Source organism: Shimia thalassica (assembly GCF_001458215.1).
In the GTDB taxonomy this organism is placed as follows: domain Bacteria; phylum Pseudomonadota; class Alphaproteobacteria; order Rhodobacterales; family Rhodobacteraceae; genus Shimia; species Shimia thalassica.
This window is the reverse complement of record NZ_CYTW01000003.1, coordinates 40,416-55,247: the sequence shown is the minus strand read 5'-3', so window position 1 is coordinate 55,247 and position 14,832 is coordinate 40,416. Positions and strand designations below refer to the sequence as shown.

The following is a 14,832-nucleotide window of genomic DNA, read 5'->3' as shown; positions in this document are numbered from 1 at the left end:
CTGGACCTTGACCCTGTTTTGCGCCACAGGTGTCTCAACTCTCAACTGCGACGCATCATAGGCATACAATGACTGACAAGCCCCGCTCTCATGGTCGAAAAGCCATTTCGGTTTCGTTGAAACCGCGCGAGTTGATGACACACAACCCGCACCTTGCCGGTGTCTGGACCGCGCGGATTATGACCCTGTTTCCCGGAGCCTTTCCCGGTGTGCTGGGTGAAAGTTTGACGGGCAAGGCCCTCAAAGAAGGCAAATGGCAGCTCGACACGACCGATTTGCGCCTGTTTGGCGAAGGCAAGCATCGCAACGTGGATGACACACCTGCCGGTGGCGGCGCGGGTATGGTTTTACGTGCCGACGTTCTTGGACGTGCGATCGAGCACACCTTGAGAGGCGCACGTGGGCGCCTGCCCTTGGTGTATCTGTCCCCGCGTGGTCGCAGGTTCGATCAGAAAATGGCCCGCGAATGGGCCAAGTGCGACGGTGTCACGATGCTGTGCGGACGCTTTGAAGGTGTCGATCAGCGTGTTCTGGATCACTATGGCATTCAGGAAGTCAGCCTCGGAGACTTCGTACTCACAGGGGGCGAGATTGCAGCGCAGGCCATGATCGACGCGACCGTCAGGCTTTTGCCTTCTGTTCTCGGCAATGCCGAAAGCATCGAAGACGAGAGCCATTCAAACGGCCTGCTTGAGCACCCGCAATATACGCGTCCTGCCGAATGGATGGGACGCCCCATCCCCGAAGTACTGATGTCTGGCCATCACGGAAAAATCGCTGAATGGCGTCTGAAAATGGCCAAAGACCTGACCCGTGAACGGCGGCCGGACATGTGGAAAGATTATGAGGCCTCGGACAAGGACTAACGACACCAGCATGATTTCTGCACGCTGTTTCGCCTTATCCTGATCCCGCCATCCAGTGTGCCCATGCTTCGGGTGAGCCTCGGAACACGTTGATATCCACTTCTCCGCTTATGCCCGGAATGAGGCCTGTTCCGGTGTATTGCCAAAAGGTCCAATACGCACCGGGATAGACTTTGCGTGGATTGCCCGCGACAGAGCGCAACCAGAATTCTGTGCGTGCCAGTTGACCGATGTCCGAGTCTTTCCAGAAATCAACCGTGGTATAGATGATGGGCCTGCGTCCGTAGTGCGCCTCTAGCATATTCATGAAAACACGTGCTTCGCGCCAGATTTCGCGCGGATCGGGGCGTCGTGTGCAGGTCTTGGATCGCGGCGTCCATTCCAAGTCCAGAACATGGGGCAGCGGCGCGCCCTTCGGCACATGCTGGATGAACCAGCGGGCCTGCTCTTCGGCGGGGCGACAGAAATAGTAGTAATGGTACGCACCCCAAGGCACGCCCGCGCGTTGGGCACCGCGCCGGTGTTCATCAAACTTCGGATCGGCAACATCTCCACCTTCCGTGGCTTTGATAAATGCAAAACTCACACCGCTGTCTTTGGCGGTGCGCCAGTCGATGTCCCCCTGCCACCGCGAAATATCGATGCCGTGAACCGGATAACTTTGAGGAGCGCGCGATTCCCATTCATGAGGATCCGCATCTCCAAAGCGGGGATAGGTGACAATATCGGGGACCACGACCGCAGAGGCGCCACTTTCGACAGGTTTATGAGGGCGCTGTCCACAGGCGGTGACAACCACCAAAACAACCATCATGCCAAGTATCTTGCGCATTTATCGCCCTCTATGCTGCCTGGCACCGCTGCCCTGAACCGCCCGTTTTTTCATTACACGCTGTGCGTTTGTTTTTGGCAATATGCTTGACGTAACTCCCAAAATTCAAAAGTCACGCACTCAGGCTCTTACGGGGCGCACCCCGCGTGCAACCGACCAGAATTTGGCCCATCGCAGAGATTACAAACACCTTCAAAGGCCTACACGCCATCAAAATTGCGGGCACACAAGCGCGCTTTTATTAATGTGGCCACGGATGGGTAGAAAAAGCCGCCTGCGACGGAGCACACCGCTGCATCAAACCCCTTGCCACGTTGATCAAACAGGCCTATACACCGCCCGTCCGAGACTCTTTCCGAGTCGTTCGGATTTGTTTTGCATTCGTATGTGTCTGTTTTCTTCGACAGGTGCGCGGCGCAAGGCAGGGATCAAAAGAAACGACGACAATCTCTGGCGGGCACTTCGGTGGACCCGGTTGAAGACACAGAGCTCTTGGACGGCACCAACTTCGTGGACCAACCACGAGCAGATTTAGGAGATGGTCATAATGGACCTGATCGCACAGCTAGAAGCGGAACAAATTGCCGCTCTGGGGAAAGACATCCCCGATTTCAAAGCCGGTGACACCATCCGTGTTGGCTTTAAAGTAACTGAAGGCTCGCGCAGCCGTGTTCAGAACTATGAAGGCGTCTGCATCAGCCGCAAAAATGGTTCAGGCATTGCCGGCTCGTTCACAGTTCGCAAAATTTCGTTTGGCGAAGGCGTAGAACGTATGTTCCCGCTGCACTCGACAAACATCGACTCGATCACAGTAGTCCGTCGTGGCCGCGTTCGTCGCGCCAAACTGTACTATCTGCGTGCACGTCGCGGTAAATCGGCACGTATCGCCGAAGACACCTCTTACAAGAACAAAAAAGCCTAAGGAGTGGACTCATGAAAAAAGACACACATCCCGATTACCACTTCATCGACGTCAAAATGACCGACGGCACCATTATAAAGATGCGTTCGACCTACGGCAAAGAAGGCGACACCCTGGCTTTGGACATCGACCCAACCGTGCACCCAGCATGGACCGGCGGCACTTCGCGCCTGCTGGACGCTGGCGGCCGCGTGTCGAAGTTCAAAAAGAAATACGAAGGTCTGGGCTTCTAAGCACCGCTTCCGATTTCAAGAAAACGCCGTTCCTTTGGGACGGCGTTTTTGTTTGGAACCTCGTCCCAAAGCCATCTCTAAAGATTGGCATCAATTCTCTTGCGTAACATTCGACGCTTTGCTTTTCTCAAAAAGACACATCATCGAACGGAGCCCGAGGTGCCCAACGTCCGGCCGACCGCCCTTCCCAATCAATTACCTTCGCTGGACGGATTTCGCACCGTCGCGATTGCGATTGTTTTTGCAAGCCATGCAGGTGTCTCGCATCTGATACCCGGCGGGTTTGGCGTGACATTGTTCTTCTTTCTGTCGGGCTATCTCATCACCACATTGCTTCAGCGTGAGATTTCGCAAACCGGCACGATATCCTTGCCGCGCTTTTTCCTCAGACGTGTTGTGCGCCTCTGGCCGCCCCTGCTGGTCACGCTTTTGGTCGGGGTGTTTCTGGTGGCAATCGGCCTCGCTCAGGGCGCGCTGGATTGGGGAACACTGCTCAGTCAGATTTTCTTTTACTACAACTACTATTCTTTGTTTGCAGAGCCGACCAATAGCGTCGACGGCTTCGGGATTTTCTGGTCTCTTTCCGTAGAAGAGCATTTTTATCTGCTCTGGCCGTCCGTGTTCTTATTGCTGCACAAACGCCTTGGGGCCTCTCGGATTCTGGCCATGATCCTTGTTGCAACTCTGGTTTGGCGGGTTGTGCGGTTTGTTCACTTTCAAAGCAGCGAATGGGAAATCTACATTTCCACAGACACGCGGATTGATGCATTGCTGTTTGGGTGTCTGCTTGCGATCCTTCAAGCCAACGGTGCCGCAGATCGCCTGTTCAAGGCGGATCATTTCAAATGGGTGTGGCTTGGCGCAGCAGTCATCCTGCTGCTTCTGACCTTTGCCATTCGCGAACCCGCCTTTCGATCCACGCTGCGCTATAGCCTTCAGGGATTGGCTTTGATGCCGGTTTTTCACTACGCCGTCACCCAGCCAGACACCCACCTGTTCAAACCCCTGAACCTGTCTTGGATCTCGCAAATTGGCGTTTGGTCTTACACGCTTTACCTTGTGCACTATCTGATCGTCAAAGCGCTGGAATATAACGGGCTTGCCAGCCATGGCAGCCCCGCATTGGTTCTTGGGGCTGCTGCATTGTCTTTGGCCTATGCCGCCTTGATGTACCGCATCGTCGAACGCCCGATGCTGCCTCTGCGCCGAAAGCTTGCGCCCAAAGGCTAGCTGTTATTGGCCCAATGCCTGCGCCAGATCCGCGATCAGGTCATCTGCGTCCTCGATACCGATCGAGATTCGCAACAGGTTTTCCGGAATACCCGTATGCGGTTCAATCGTATAACGATGCTCGACAAGGCTTTCGACACCGCCAAGGGATGTCGCCCGATGAAACAGGTTGAGCCGCCCCGCCACCTTTAGCGCGTCTTCGCGCCCGCCTTTGACAAGGAATGACATCAGAAACCCGAAGCCCCCCTTCATCTGCTTGCAGGCCAAATCATGACCGGCATGGCTCGGCAGTCCCGGATACAGCACTTCTTCGACCTGCGGATGGTCATCGAGAAACACGGCAACCTTCATCGCGTTCGAACACATCTGGTTCACACGCAGCGGCAAAGTCCGCATGCCGCGCAACAAAAGCCACGCTTCAAACGGCCCAAGCACAGCACCGGCACTGGCACGGTCTGTCGCAATTTCATCCCAAACGGGTCCTGTTTCCTTGGCGACCAAAACACCGCTCAACACATCCGAATGCCCGTTGATGGCTTTGGTTGTCGAATGCATCACGATGTCCGCCCCCAGCGCGAAGGGCTTGGACAAAATCGGCGTTGCCGCCGTGCTGTCCACAACCAAAAGAGCGCCGGTCTGGTGCGCTGCCTCAGCTGCGGCCTCGATATCGACGATCCGCAACCACGGGTTTGATGGCGTTTCGATCCAAACAATTTGCGCAGGCGCCTGTGCGCAGGCCTCTTGAAGCTGGGCAATGTCACTTGCCTCGACTTCTGTCATTTCAATCTGGCGGCGCTCGCAGAAATCCCTGATCCACTTTGTCGTGCCCCAATAGATACCTGACTGCACAACCACACGGCCCCCGTTGGGAACGGTTCGAAACAAAGCGGCAATCGCCGCCATGCCCGAGGGGAACAACAGCGCCTCTGTCCCGCCTTCCAGCTGTGCCAGAACGGCTTCGGCCTGTCGCGCCACATCATTGTGGTCACGTGCATAGATGTTGTCTGCGTTTAGCGGCTCATAGTCCCGATCCCGAGCGAACGTTGTCGACGGCTGGATCGGGGGCACAACGCCACCACTTTGAACATCAATAACACCGCCGGCCTGTGCGGCGAGTGTTGCGGGTTTCATATCCTTGGCATCCATCGGACTCTCCTGAACAACTGCTCTGGCTATCTGTTGCATGAACAGCGTGACTTGCAACCCCCCTGCTGTGCCCCTTATGACGGGACAACCTCTTGCGAAAGCCCCCGCCATGCCGCGCACTCTCTTGTTCAACAAGCCCTTTGATGTGTTGTCCCAATTCACCGACAAGGGCACCGAAGGCACGACCCGTCGCACCCTGTCCGAATTCATTGATGTCCCCGGTGTCTATGCTGCGGGGCGACTGGATCGCGATAGCGAGGGATTGCTTGTCCTGACAGACGATGGCGGATTGCAACAAAAGATCGCCAATCCCCGCAACAAATGGCCCAAAACATATTGGGTTCAGGTCGAAGGCACACCGTCTGACGCCGCCTTGGAAAGCCTGCGCAAAGGTGTCGACCTGAAAGACGGCAAAACACGCCCGGCCCAAGTTGCGCGGATGGATGAACCTGCGTCTCTCTGGCCGCGCACACCGCCCATTCGCGTTCGAAAATCCGTGCCGGATTGCTGGCTAAAGATCACCATATCCGAAGGCCGCAACCGTCAGGTGCGCCGCATGACAGCCGCCGTCGGGCACCCGACCCTGCGCTTGATCCGCTATGCGATCGGCCCTTGGACAATCGACGGTCTTTTGCCCGGCACATGGAACGATGCGCCGGCACATCGCATTCCGCCAGCGGGTGACGGGCCACGTCCCTCACGCAAACCCAATCGCCGGCCCAGACGATAGTTTTGCGAAACGGCAAGATGGGAAAATACGGAAAGCTTCCCCTCTTGCCTGCCACAACATATAGTGTGCATAAGACAGCCATCGCGCCAAAGAGCGCGTTCAAACATTTAGGGCAGCGGGAACAAGCACATGGCGCATATTATTGTCGTGGGGAATGAAAAAGGCGGTGCGGGCAAATCCACCATGTCGATGCATATCGCCACCGCTTTGGCGCGCATGGGCCACAAGGTTGGCGCGCTGGATCTGGACTTGCGACAGAAAACCTTCGGCCGGTATGCCTTTAACCGCCAGAAATTTCTGAGCGAAAAAGGTCTCGAGCTGCCTTCTGCCGTATATCACGAACTGCCTGACATCGATGCCGCTTCGGTAAAGCCGGGCGAGAACATCTATGATCTGCGTCTTTCCGCGGCGGTTGCAACGCTTGAGCCGGATTGCGACTTTATCCTGATCGATTGCCCGGGATCTCATACCCGGCTGAGCCAGGTGGCGCACTCTTTGGCCGATACGCTTGTGACCCCCCTGAACGATAGCTTTATTGACTTTGACCTGCTGGCCCATGTCGATGCGCTTGGCGAAAAGATCATGGGGCCATCGGTCTATTCCGAGATGGTCTGGAATGCGCGACAGCTGCGTGCGCAGGCGGGGCTCAAACCCATTGACTGGGTTGTGCTGCGAAACCGCATGGGGGCGCAGCAAATGGTCAACAAGGAAAAGATGGGCAAGGCGCTGGATAACCTCGCGCGCCGCATCGGTTTCCGCGTCGCACCCGGCTTTAACGAGCGTGTCATTTTCCGCGAACTGTTCCCGCGTGGCCTGACCCTGCTGGATCTGCGTGACATCGGGGTGAAGCAGCTCAATATCTCGAATGTCGCGGCGCGTCAGGAACTTCGCGAGTTGATCAAGGCATTGAATTTGCCGAATGTTGACGTGAACTTCTGATCATTTGTCGCCTATTGCAAAGGGGCTTTCACGCCCCTTTTGCGCCGCAAGGCAATGATATTTGATCCGGCCAGCGCGCCAACAACCAGTGCGCCGCCGATCAAGGCCCAGCGCCCCGGCTGTTCTCCTAAAAACGCCCAGATGATGATCGGGGCCAGAACCGATTCCAACAGGATCAAAAGGGCCACCTCTGCAGAGGTGATATAGCGCGGCCCAAGGGCAAGCAGTGTTGCGCTTGCAACGATAAAGCCACCATAGACCGGCAGCATCCAAACTTGATCTGACGGAACCGAAAACACATCGACAAAGGGCAGGATCAACAGGGCCGCCCCGACATAGGCAATCGGCACGGCAGGCACCATTGAGACGTCTTTGACACCCCGCACGGCGGTCAATCCCGCCGCGAAACTTGCTGCGACAAGCAAAGCCGCCACATCCCCGACAAGGCTGGCATTCGATGTCTCGCCTGACCCATATGCGATCACGCCAAGCCCGGCCGTGACACAGACAATCGTGATCATCATGTGCGGGCTTATTTTTTCACTCAAAAAGACGCGGCTGAAAATTGCAGCGAAGATTGGCATGGATGCTATGATAAACACCGCATTTGCAACGCTGGTAAGGCTGATCGCGATGACAAACAGAACCCCGCTGGCCCCAAGTGTGACAACGTAAATCCACCCATTGATCCCCGTTGCCATCACCGCGCGAAACGGGGCCGTGCCTTGAAAGGCGAGAACACCGATCAGGACACCCATGCCCGCCATCAGATTGCGCCAGAACGCGATCACAAGCGCATCCGCGTCGATAAGGCGAATGAACAGGGAGTCCGGCAGTACACACAACACCCCAAGTGTTGTAATCAAAAGACCTTTGGTTTGCGTGTTCACTCTGCCGCTTCTTGAGAACAGTCGGGAACTATTCTCTTGATCGCAGACAGTAGGATTTCCATATCTTCGTCTTTTGTACGGTGGTTGGTGATGTTCACTCGGATCGCGACGCGCCCATGAATTTTTGTCGTCGAGGGCGCGGCAATCCCGTCTTCCTGCAACCGGATCACGATTTCTTCGTTCAGTGCATCCAGGGCCGTATCGTCCAGACCCGCCCGCAACACGCGGAAACAGCAAATGTTTAGGGCAACAGGCGCCATCAATTCCAGATCATCCGCCGCATCGACCAGTTTCCCCAGCAACACCGCCTGGCCGCAATTACGTTCAACCATCGCACCAATGCGGTCTGTGCCATGCTCTGCAATCTGTGTCCAAACCTTGAGCGCGCGAAACCCGCGCGACAATTCCGGACCGTATTCCACAGGCCAAGGGTTTCCGGCGGCCAGACCACGCGACGCTGCCTTGAGGTATTCGGGACGCTCCGAGAATGTTTTGCGGTGTTCTTCTTCCGAACTGATCAAAACACATCCCGCATCATAGTTCACATGCATCCATTTGTGGAAATCGAAGGCAAGCGAGTCTGCGCGTTCAAGCCCCTTCAACATGGGGCGGACCGTCTCGCTGAGCACGCCAAGCGCGCCAAATGCGCCATCAACATGCATCCACAGGTTTTCTTTGGCCGCGATGTCCGCCACAGCCGACAGGTCGTCGATTGAACCGACGTTGACGGCACCTGCCGTACCAATCACTGCAAAAGGGTGATATCCGGCGGCACGGTCGGCGTCGATTGCGTGGGTCAGCGCCTCGAGGTCGATCCGAAAATCTGCGTCGGTCGGAATCTTGCGCAACGCGTCGGACCCCAGCCCGAGAATATCAAAGGCTCTTGCGACACAACTGTGCGTTTGTTCGGAGGTGTACCCAACAAGGCGCGCGCCATCGACGCCTTCCTTGCGGCTGGCCCAGCCCAGCGCGCGATCACGCGCAGTTTTCAGGGCAATAACCGTTGCAACCGAAGTGCCAGACACCACAAGCCCGCTCGAGTCTTCGGGGAAATCGAACAATTCCCGGACCCAGTCGAGAACCTGTTTCTCGACGTACATCGCCCCGTGGTCGCGCCCTCCCAAATTGGCATTCAGCGCGGCAGCGGCAATATCCGCCATAAGGTTGCCCGGTGTGCCACTTCCATGCACCCAGCCAAAGAACCGTGGATGGGTGTTTCCCACTCCATAGGGCAAAAGCTGTGCCAACTGGTCGGCAACGGCCTCGCCACCCTTGCCTTCGCGCGGCAAAGGCGTGCGATAGGTCTCTTTTGTGTCTTCCGGCAGCGGTGTCCAGACGGCCCCCTGCTCGGCACTCTTCATCTGCTCCAGCGCAGCATCCAGCATGTCATGAGCCCGCGCCCGAAATGCATCCCAATCTTGAGGATCCAACCCACCCTGAGCGGGGTATCTATCCGCCTGTGCCATCTGTTCGCGCTCCTGGTTCAATGCCGTTTGCTATGTCTTGCGCCAACGGTTGCACTTGTAAAGGGCAGGTTCAGGAACCTCGCAAATAAAGCGTATAAAGCATCTGGGGTTCGGTCACGCCGCGCAGCATATAGCGCCCCAGTGGGACAAGGTCATATTCGGTATCAACGGCGGCATTCTGGACCGCTTGCGAAATCAGCACTTTTTGCCCAAGCGCCCCATGCATCCCGCCAATCCGCGCCGTTTGATTTACCGCCGACCCGATGACCGTGAAATCAAGACGTGTTTCCGCGCCGATGTTGCCATAGAGAATTTCGCCTGCATGCAGCGCCAATGTATAGCCCGTATGCGGCAGCCCCTTTGCCGCGCGCCCCGCACTGAGCACCTCCATACCTGCGCCCAGATCAACCGAAGCGTCCAGCGCAGATTTTGCAGCGTCGCCCATTTCTCCATGGTCGAACATCGCCAACATGCCGTCCCCCATGAACTTGAGAACATGGCCCCCGTGTTCGCGCACGATTTTCACGGCCAGGGCAAAATAGTCGTTCAGCATTTCAACAATGGAAGGTGCCGGAATCTGTTCGGTCATGACCGTAAATCCGGAGAGGTCGAAATAGAAAATGACCGCGTCCAGACTCTGTAGGCTGCCCCGTCGAATTTCCCCAGACAGCACACGCTGCCCAGCGTCCCGCCCCAGATAGACCTTTAACAGATCGCTCGCCATTTGACGGTTTGCTGCGGATTTCAGGGCAAGCCCCAAAACCGGCAAGGTTTCTTTGAGCAAGGCAACGTCGTCATCGCTGAACCCGTCTGCAGCATCAGACGTCCAGGAAATCAACATTCCTTCGGGGGTATCGTTGGGATCCGGTCCCTTTGATGGATCAGGCTTTTCAAACAAAACGGCCGCCGCGACATAATCTGTTGCGCCACTTTCCTGTAACCCCTGCAACAAGGGAAAGGTGCTCTGGTGTCCTTCGATGCCGATGCGCTCGCGGTACTCCCAAATCCGTTCTTGCAACATCATATAGAACGGGCTGGCCAGCCATTGCTGAACGGGGGTTTCGCTATAGGTGTACTGCTCGTCCGAAAATCCGCTTTCACGAAGCCAGTCAAACCCGATGCCGCCGTATTCCGGATGAAATGCCCTTTGGGCAACATGCAAGCGCAGCAGGGGAACCCCCATCGCCAACAGTTTGTTGCAATACTCCTCAAGCAACTGCCCTTGGCTCGCGCCTTCTAATCCATTCGCAACAAGCCATTCAGAAAGGTTTTTGGTATTGGCTATTGTTTGGCAGCTCATAAATCTAAATCACTCCATCGCGGCAAGCCGTCTCAACATCTTGCGCAGTAAAAGAACTTCGTCTTCCGAAAACTTGTCACACAGGGCCGCATCGTAATCCCGCGCGACATTTCGCAGATCAGCATACGCTGTTTGTCCGGCAGATGTCAGGGTCAAGAATTCCTGACGTCGATCGTCTTCGGAACGCTCGCGCACCACGAATCGCTTTTCGACCAGTTTCTGAACGGCGCGGCTGATTTTCGTTTTATGAATTTTTGAACGGGCCCCGATCTCGGTGGCATTCAGCTTCCCAAACGACCCCAGATGGAACAGCACACGCCACTCGGTGCGCAACATTCCGTATTTGTTTTTATAGACTTGGGTAAAGGCGATGCTGCTTTCTTCGGCGGCCTGATTCAACAGGTAGGGCAGAAAGACCTGTAAGTTAAAATCATCGTTTTCTGACATTTTCAGTATCCTCCTGCTTGTTAGTTACAAAAACAACTATTACCAAAGCAACCAAATTCGACAGAAACTGTCACTAAGGAACGCGCGATGAAAGATTTGGCTCATCCCACCCGGATGCAAGTTGCCCCTTCTCTGGAAGGTCCAAATGAAGGGTATATGCCAGGGTTTGGCAATGATTATGAAACCGAGGTTCTGCCCGGTGCACTGCCGCAGGGCATGAACAGCCCGCAAAAATGCAATTACGGGCTTTATGGCGAACAGCTGTCCGGCACCGCCTTTACGGCACCATCTCACCAGAACGAACGGACCTGGTGCTATCGTATCCGCCCGTCGGTCAAGCACTCGCATCGCTATACAAAAATTGATGTGCCTTACTGGAAATCTGCCCCGAACGTAGACCCTGACGTGATCTCACTGGGTCAATACCGTTGGGACCCTGTTCCCCACAGTGAAGATGCGCTCACATGGATTTCGGGCATGCGCACCATGACCACCGCGGGTGATGTGAACACCCAAGTGGGCATGGCCACGCATACTTATCTGGTCAACACCTCGATGGAGGATGACTATTTTTTCTCGGCCGACTCGGAAATGCTGGTTGTGCCACAAGAGGGCGTTCTGCGTTTTTCAACCGAGCTGGGCATCATTGATGTCGAGCCAAAGGAAATCGCCATTCTTCCCCGCGGCCTGCTTTACCGTGTCGAAGTTCTCGAAGGTCCGGCACGTGGGTTTGTCTGCGAAAACTATGGCCAGAAATTCGAACTGCCCGGTCGTGGCCCGATCGGCGCGAACTGCATGGCCAACCCGCGTGATTTCAAAGCGCCCGTAGCCGCCTTTGAAGACCGCGAAGTCCCGTCGACAGTGACCGTAAAGTGGTGCGGACAGTTTCACAAAACCGAAATCGCCCAGTCCCCATTGGATGTTGTGGCATGGCACGGCAACTATGCGCCGGTGAAATACGACCTGCGCACCTATTGCCCTGTCGGTGCGATCCTGTTTGATCACCCCGATCCCTCGATCTTTACCGTCCTGACCGCACCTTCGGGTCAGCCGGGCACCGCGAACATCGACTTTGTGTTGTTCCGCGAGCGCTGGATGGTGGCCGAGGACACATTCCGCCCACCGTGGTATCACAAGAACATCATGTCCGAGCTGATGGGCAACATCTATGGCCAGTACGACGCCAAGCCCCAAGGGTTCATCCCCGGCGGCATGTCGCTGCACAACATGATGCTGCCGCACGGCCCCGACAAGAACGCGTTCGAGGGCGCCTCGAATGCAGATCTGACCGCCGAAAAGCTGGACAACACCATGTCCTTCATGTTCGAAACACGCTTCCCACAACACTTGACCGGATTTGCCGCAAGTGAAGCCCCACTGCAGGACGACTATATCGACTGCTGGGTCGACATTGAGAAGAAATTCGACGGCACCCCCGGCAAAAAGTAGGCTCATTGGGGAACACCCCAAACCTACCTTCGGAAATTGATGAATTCGGCCTCACACATAGGCCACGAAAAATGGAGAGAGCTTTGCCTCTATTGAAAAGCTGGGTGGCTTCGGCCAACGACGCAAATCACCCCTTCCCGCTGAACAACCTGCCTTATGGTGTGTTCTCTGTTGCAGGCACCGAAGAGCGGTGCGGCGTTGCGATTGGTGACATGATCCTGGACATGGCCTCGGCTGAACAAGCCGGGCTTGTGGCCTTGAGTGAAATTCCGGTCTTTGACGTGCCCTACTGGAACGATCTGATGGATCTGGGTCCCGACGCATGGGCCGAGCTGCGCGCCCGTCTTACCGCACTGCTGGCAGAAGGCAGCGACGAACAGGCCGCAACGGAACCCCATCTGGTTGCGATGGCAGATGCCACATTGCACATGCCCTTTGCCGTGAGCGAATACACGGATTTCTATGCAGGCCGCCAACACGCCGCCAACATGGGTGCAATCCTGCGCGGGTCGCCTGATCTGCCCGCCAACTGGTTGCACATTCCAATCGGCTATAACGGTCGCGCGTCGTCGGTTGTGGTTTCGGGCACACCGATCCACCGACCCAATGGCCAGCGCAAGGCCCCCGATGCCGAGATGCCAAGCTTTGGCCCCTCGATGCGTCTGGATATCGAGCTTGAAATGGGTGCGATTGTTGGCCAGCCCTGTGACTTTGGCCAACCGATCACCGTGGACGAAGCCGATGACATGATCTTTGGCTATGTTCTGCTGAACGACTGGTCCGCACGCGACATCCAGGGTTGGGAATACCAGCCATTGGGCCCGTTCCAAGGCAAAGCCTTTGGCACTTCTATCAGCCCGTGGATCGTGACAGCCGCCGCCCTGGAAGACTTCCGCGCGCCTACTCCGGAACGTGAAAAGGAACTTCTGCCCTACCTCGATGGCTCCAAAGACGGCCTCTACGACATCGAACTACAGGTTCTTATGCAGCCTGAAGGTGCTGAAAAAGCCAGCATCGTCGGCGAGACCAACTATAACCGGATGTACTATTCTGCCGCGGAGCAACTGTGTCACCACGCGGTTGGCGGTTGCGCGATGAATGTAGGCGATCTTTTGGGATCGGGCACAATTTCAGGTCCAACCAAAACCGAATACGGTTCGTTGATGGAGATGAGCTGGGCCGGTCGCGAGCCGTTCACACTGGACACTGGCGAAACCCGCACATTCATCGAAGACGGCGACACGCTCACCCTGCGCGGCGCAGCCAAGGGTGACGGGTTCAGCATCGGCTTTGGGGATTGCACCGGCAAAATCCTTCCGGCTGTTGAATGGCCTGCCAAAGGCTAAACCAACTTCATCTCTTCCCAAATACTCCCGCCGGCGGCGTCCCAAACGCCCGGCGGGCGCACCGAAAAAGGAAACACACAATGGCAAAAGCATTCGCGTCCCAAGGGGACATGACCGAAAAGAAAATCACTTTCGACGAGATCGGCGAAGGCTTGTACGCTTTTACGGCCGAAGGCGACCCTAACTCGGGCGTCATCATCGGCGACGACAGCGTCATGATCGTCGAGGCTCAGGCAACGCCTCGCCTGGCCAACAAAGTTATCGAATGCGTGCGTTCGGTCACCGACAAACCCATCACCCACGTTGTTCTGACACACTATCACGCGGTGCGCGTGCTGGGCGCGTCTGCCTTTGGGGCCCAACAGGTCATCATGTCAAATGCCGCCTACAACATGGTGCTGGAGCGCGGTCAGGAAGACTGGGACAGTGAATTCCAACGCTTCCCCCGCCTGTTCGAAGGTCACGAGTCGATTCCCGGACTGACCTTCCCGACCACCACTTTCAGCGATGAAATGACCGTGTTCCTCGGCAAGCGCCGCGTGAACATCAAACAGATCGGCCGTGCCCACACAGCCGGCGACGCAGTCATCCACGTGCCAGACCAGAACGTCATGTTCACCGGCGACATCGTCGAAGACCACTCGGCCTGTTATTGTGGTGACGGCCATTTTGCGGACTGGGGTCAGACTCTCAACAATATCAAAGCCTATGACGTGGATGCGATCGCACCCGGTCGTGGCGGTGCGCTGGTTGGCAAAGACGCCGTGGAACGCGCCATCGAAAGCACCCGCGACTTCGTTCAGAGCACTTATCTGCCTGCAGCCAAGGTTGCTGCTCGCGGTGGGTCTCTGAAAGAAGCATGGGATGCGGTTCGCGCCGAATGTGATCCGAAATTCGCCGACTATGCGATTTACGAACACTGCCTGCCGTTCAACGTTGCCCGCGCTTATGACGAAGCCCGCGGCATCGCGCACCCACGCATCTGGACCGCGCAACGCGATCTGGAAATGTGGGAAGCGCTGCAAGGCTAAACCAC

15 protein-coding genes are annotated in these 14,832 nt (G+C 56.3%); 9 read left to right on the top strand and 6 right to left on the bottom strand.

Translation table 11 applies throughout. The annotated features are described in order from the left end of the window. The first annotated feature begins 68 nt into the window (after positions 1 to 68). A complete protein-coding gene (gene trmD, locus PH7735_RS13430; RefSeq protein ID WP_058311918.1) occupies positions 69 to 866 on the top strand; it encodes a tRNA (guanosine(37)-N1)-methyltransferase TrmD in 798 nt (265 codons plus the stop codon). A 34-nt stretch (positions 867 to 900) separates the two neighbouring features. Here the strand turns inward: trmD and PH7735_RS13425 are convergent, their stop codons facing one another. Continuing rightward, a complete protein-coding gene (locus PH7735_RS13425) occupies positions 901 to 1,698 on the bottom strand; it encodes a glycoside hydrolase family 25 protein (protein ID WP_058311917.1) in 798 nt (265 codons plus the stop codon). Positions 1,699 to 2,245: 547 nt separating this feature from the next. Between PH7735_RS13425 and rplS the strand changes: the two genes are divergently transcribed. The 3 genes from rplS to PH7735_RS13410 all read left to right on the top strand — a co-directional run bounded on the left by rplS (position 2,246) and on the right by PH7735_RS13410 (position 4,083). Next, positions 2,246 to 2,620 (top strand): 50S ribosomal protein L19, encoded by a 375-nt coding sequence (gene rplS / locus PH7735_RS13420; RefSeq protein ID WP_058311916.1) that lies wholly within the window; start codon positions 2,246 to 2,248, stop codon positions 2,618 to 2,620. A gap of 11 nt (positions 2,621 to 2,631) precedes the next feature. After that, positions 2,632 to 2,853: a 50S ribosomal protein L31 gene (gene rpmE, locus PH7735_RS13415; protein ID WP_058311915.1), complete on the top strand. Its 222-nt coding sequence runs from the start codon at positions 2,632 to 2,634 to the stop codon at positions 2,851 to 2,853. Between the two features lie 159 nt (positions 2,854 to 3,012). Continuing rightward, entirely contained in the window at positions 3,013 to 4,083 is a 1,071-nt protein-coding gene (locus tag PH7735_RS13410) for an acyltransferase family protein (RefSeq protein WP_058311914.1), read from the top strand. A 3-nt stretch (positions 4,084 to 4,086) separates the two neighbouring features. On the opposite strand, the gene PH7735_RS13405 is transcribed toward PH7735_RS13410, so the two are convergent. Beyond that, positions 4,087 to 5,229 (bottom strand): trans-sulfuration enzyme family protein, encoded by a 1,143-nt coding sequence (locus PH7735_RS13405; protein WP_058311913.1) that lies wholly within the window; start codon positions 5,227 to 5,229, stop codon positions 4,087 to 4,089. A 109-nt stretch (positions 5,230 to 5,338) separates the two neighbouring features. On the opposite strand from PH7735_RS13405, the gene PH7735_RS13400 reads away from it, so the two are divergent. Together PH7735_RS13400 and PH7735_RS13395 are read left to right on the top strand one after the other, a co-directional pair. Then, positions 5,339 to 5,959 carry a pseudouridine synthase gene (locus PH7735_RS13400; RefSeq protein WP_058312252.1) on the top strand — a complete coding sequence of 207 codons (621 nt, stop codon included), beginning with the start codon at positions 5,339 to 5,341 and terminating at the stop codon, positions 5,957 to 5,959. Between the two features lie 129 nt (positions 5,960 to 6,088). Then, positions 6,089 to 6,898, top strand: a complete 810-nt coding sequence (locus PH7735_RS13395; RefSeq protein WP_058311912.1) for a division plane positioning ATPase MipZ — start codon at positions 6,089 to 6,091, stop codon at positions 6,896 to 6,898. 11 nt (positions 6,899 to 6,909) lie between these two features. Here PH7735_RS13395 and PH7735_RS13390 read toward each other — a convergent pair whose 3' ends face one another. The 4 genes from PH7735_RS13390 to PH7735_RS13375 form a co-directional block, all read right to left on the bottom strand. Continuing rightward, positions 6,910 to 7,788, bottom strand: coding sequence for a DMT family transporter (locus PH7735_RS13390; RefSeq protein ID WP_058311911.1), 879 nt, complete (start codon positions 7,786 to 7,788; stop codon positions 6,910 to 6,912). Next, positions 7,785 to 9,254, bottom strand: coding sequence for a pyridoxal phosphate-dependent decarboxylase family protein (locus PH7735_RS13385; RefSeq protein ID WP_058312251.1), 1,470 nt, complete (start codon positions 9,252 to 9,254; stop codon positions 7,785 to 7,787). Before PH7735_RS13385 ends, PH7735_RS13390 begins: the two co-directional genes overlap by 4 nt. Before the next feature lie 70 nt (positions 9,255 to 9,324). After that, a complete protein-coding gene (locus PH7735_RS13380; protein ID WP_058311910.1) occupies positions 9,325 to 10,554 on the bottom strand; it encodes an adenylate/guanylate cyclase domain-containing protein in 1,230 nt (409 codons plus the stop codon). 9 nt (positions 10,555 to 10,563) lie between these two features. Next, positions 10,564 to 11,001, bottom strand: coding sequence for a MarR family winged helix-turn-helix transcriptional regulator (locus tag PH7735_RS13375; protein ID WP_058311909.1), 438 nt, complete (start codon positions 10,999 to 11,001; stop codon positions 10,564 to 10,566). 87 nt (positions 11,002 to 11,088) lie between these two features. Here PH7735_RS13375 and hmgA point away from each other — a divergent pair, with 87 nt between their 5' ends. From hmgA to PH7735_RS13360, 3 genes are all read left to right on the top strand, one after another. Next, a complete protein-coding gene (hmgA, locus tag PH7735_RS13370; protein WP_058311908.1) occupies positions 11,089 to 12,450 on the top strand; it encodes a homogentisate 1,2-dioxygenase in 1,362 nt (453 codons plus the stop codon). 83 nt (positions 12,451 to 12,533) lie between these two features. Beyond that, on the top strand, positions 12,534 to 13,796 hold the full coding sequence (gene fahA, locus PH7735_RS13365; protein WP_058311907.1) for a fumarylacetoacetase: 1,263 nt from the start codon (positions 12,534 to 12,536) through the stop codon (positions 13,794 to 13,796). A gap of 80 nt (positions 13,797 to 13,876) precedes the next feature. Then, positions 13,877 to 14,827: an MBL fold metallo-hydrolase gene (locus PH7735_RS13360; RefSeq protein ID WP_058311906.1), complete on the top strand. Its 951-nt coding sequence runs from the start codon at positions 13,877 to 13,879 to the stop codon at positions 14,825 to 14,827. The last annotated feature ends 5 nt before the right edge of the window (positions 14,828 to 14,832 follow it).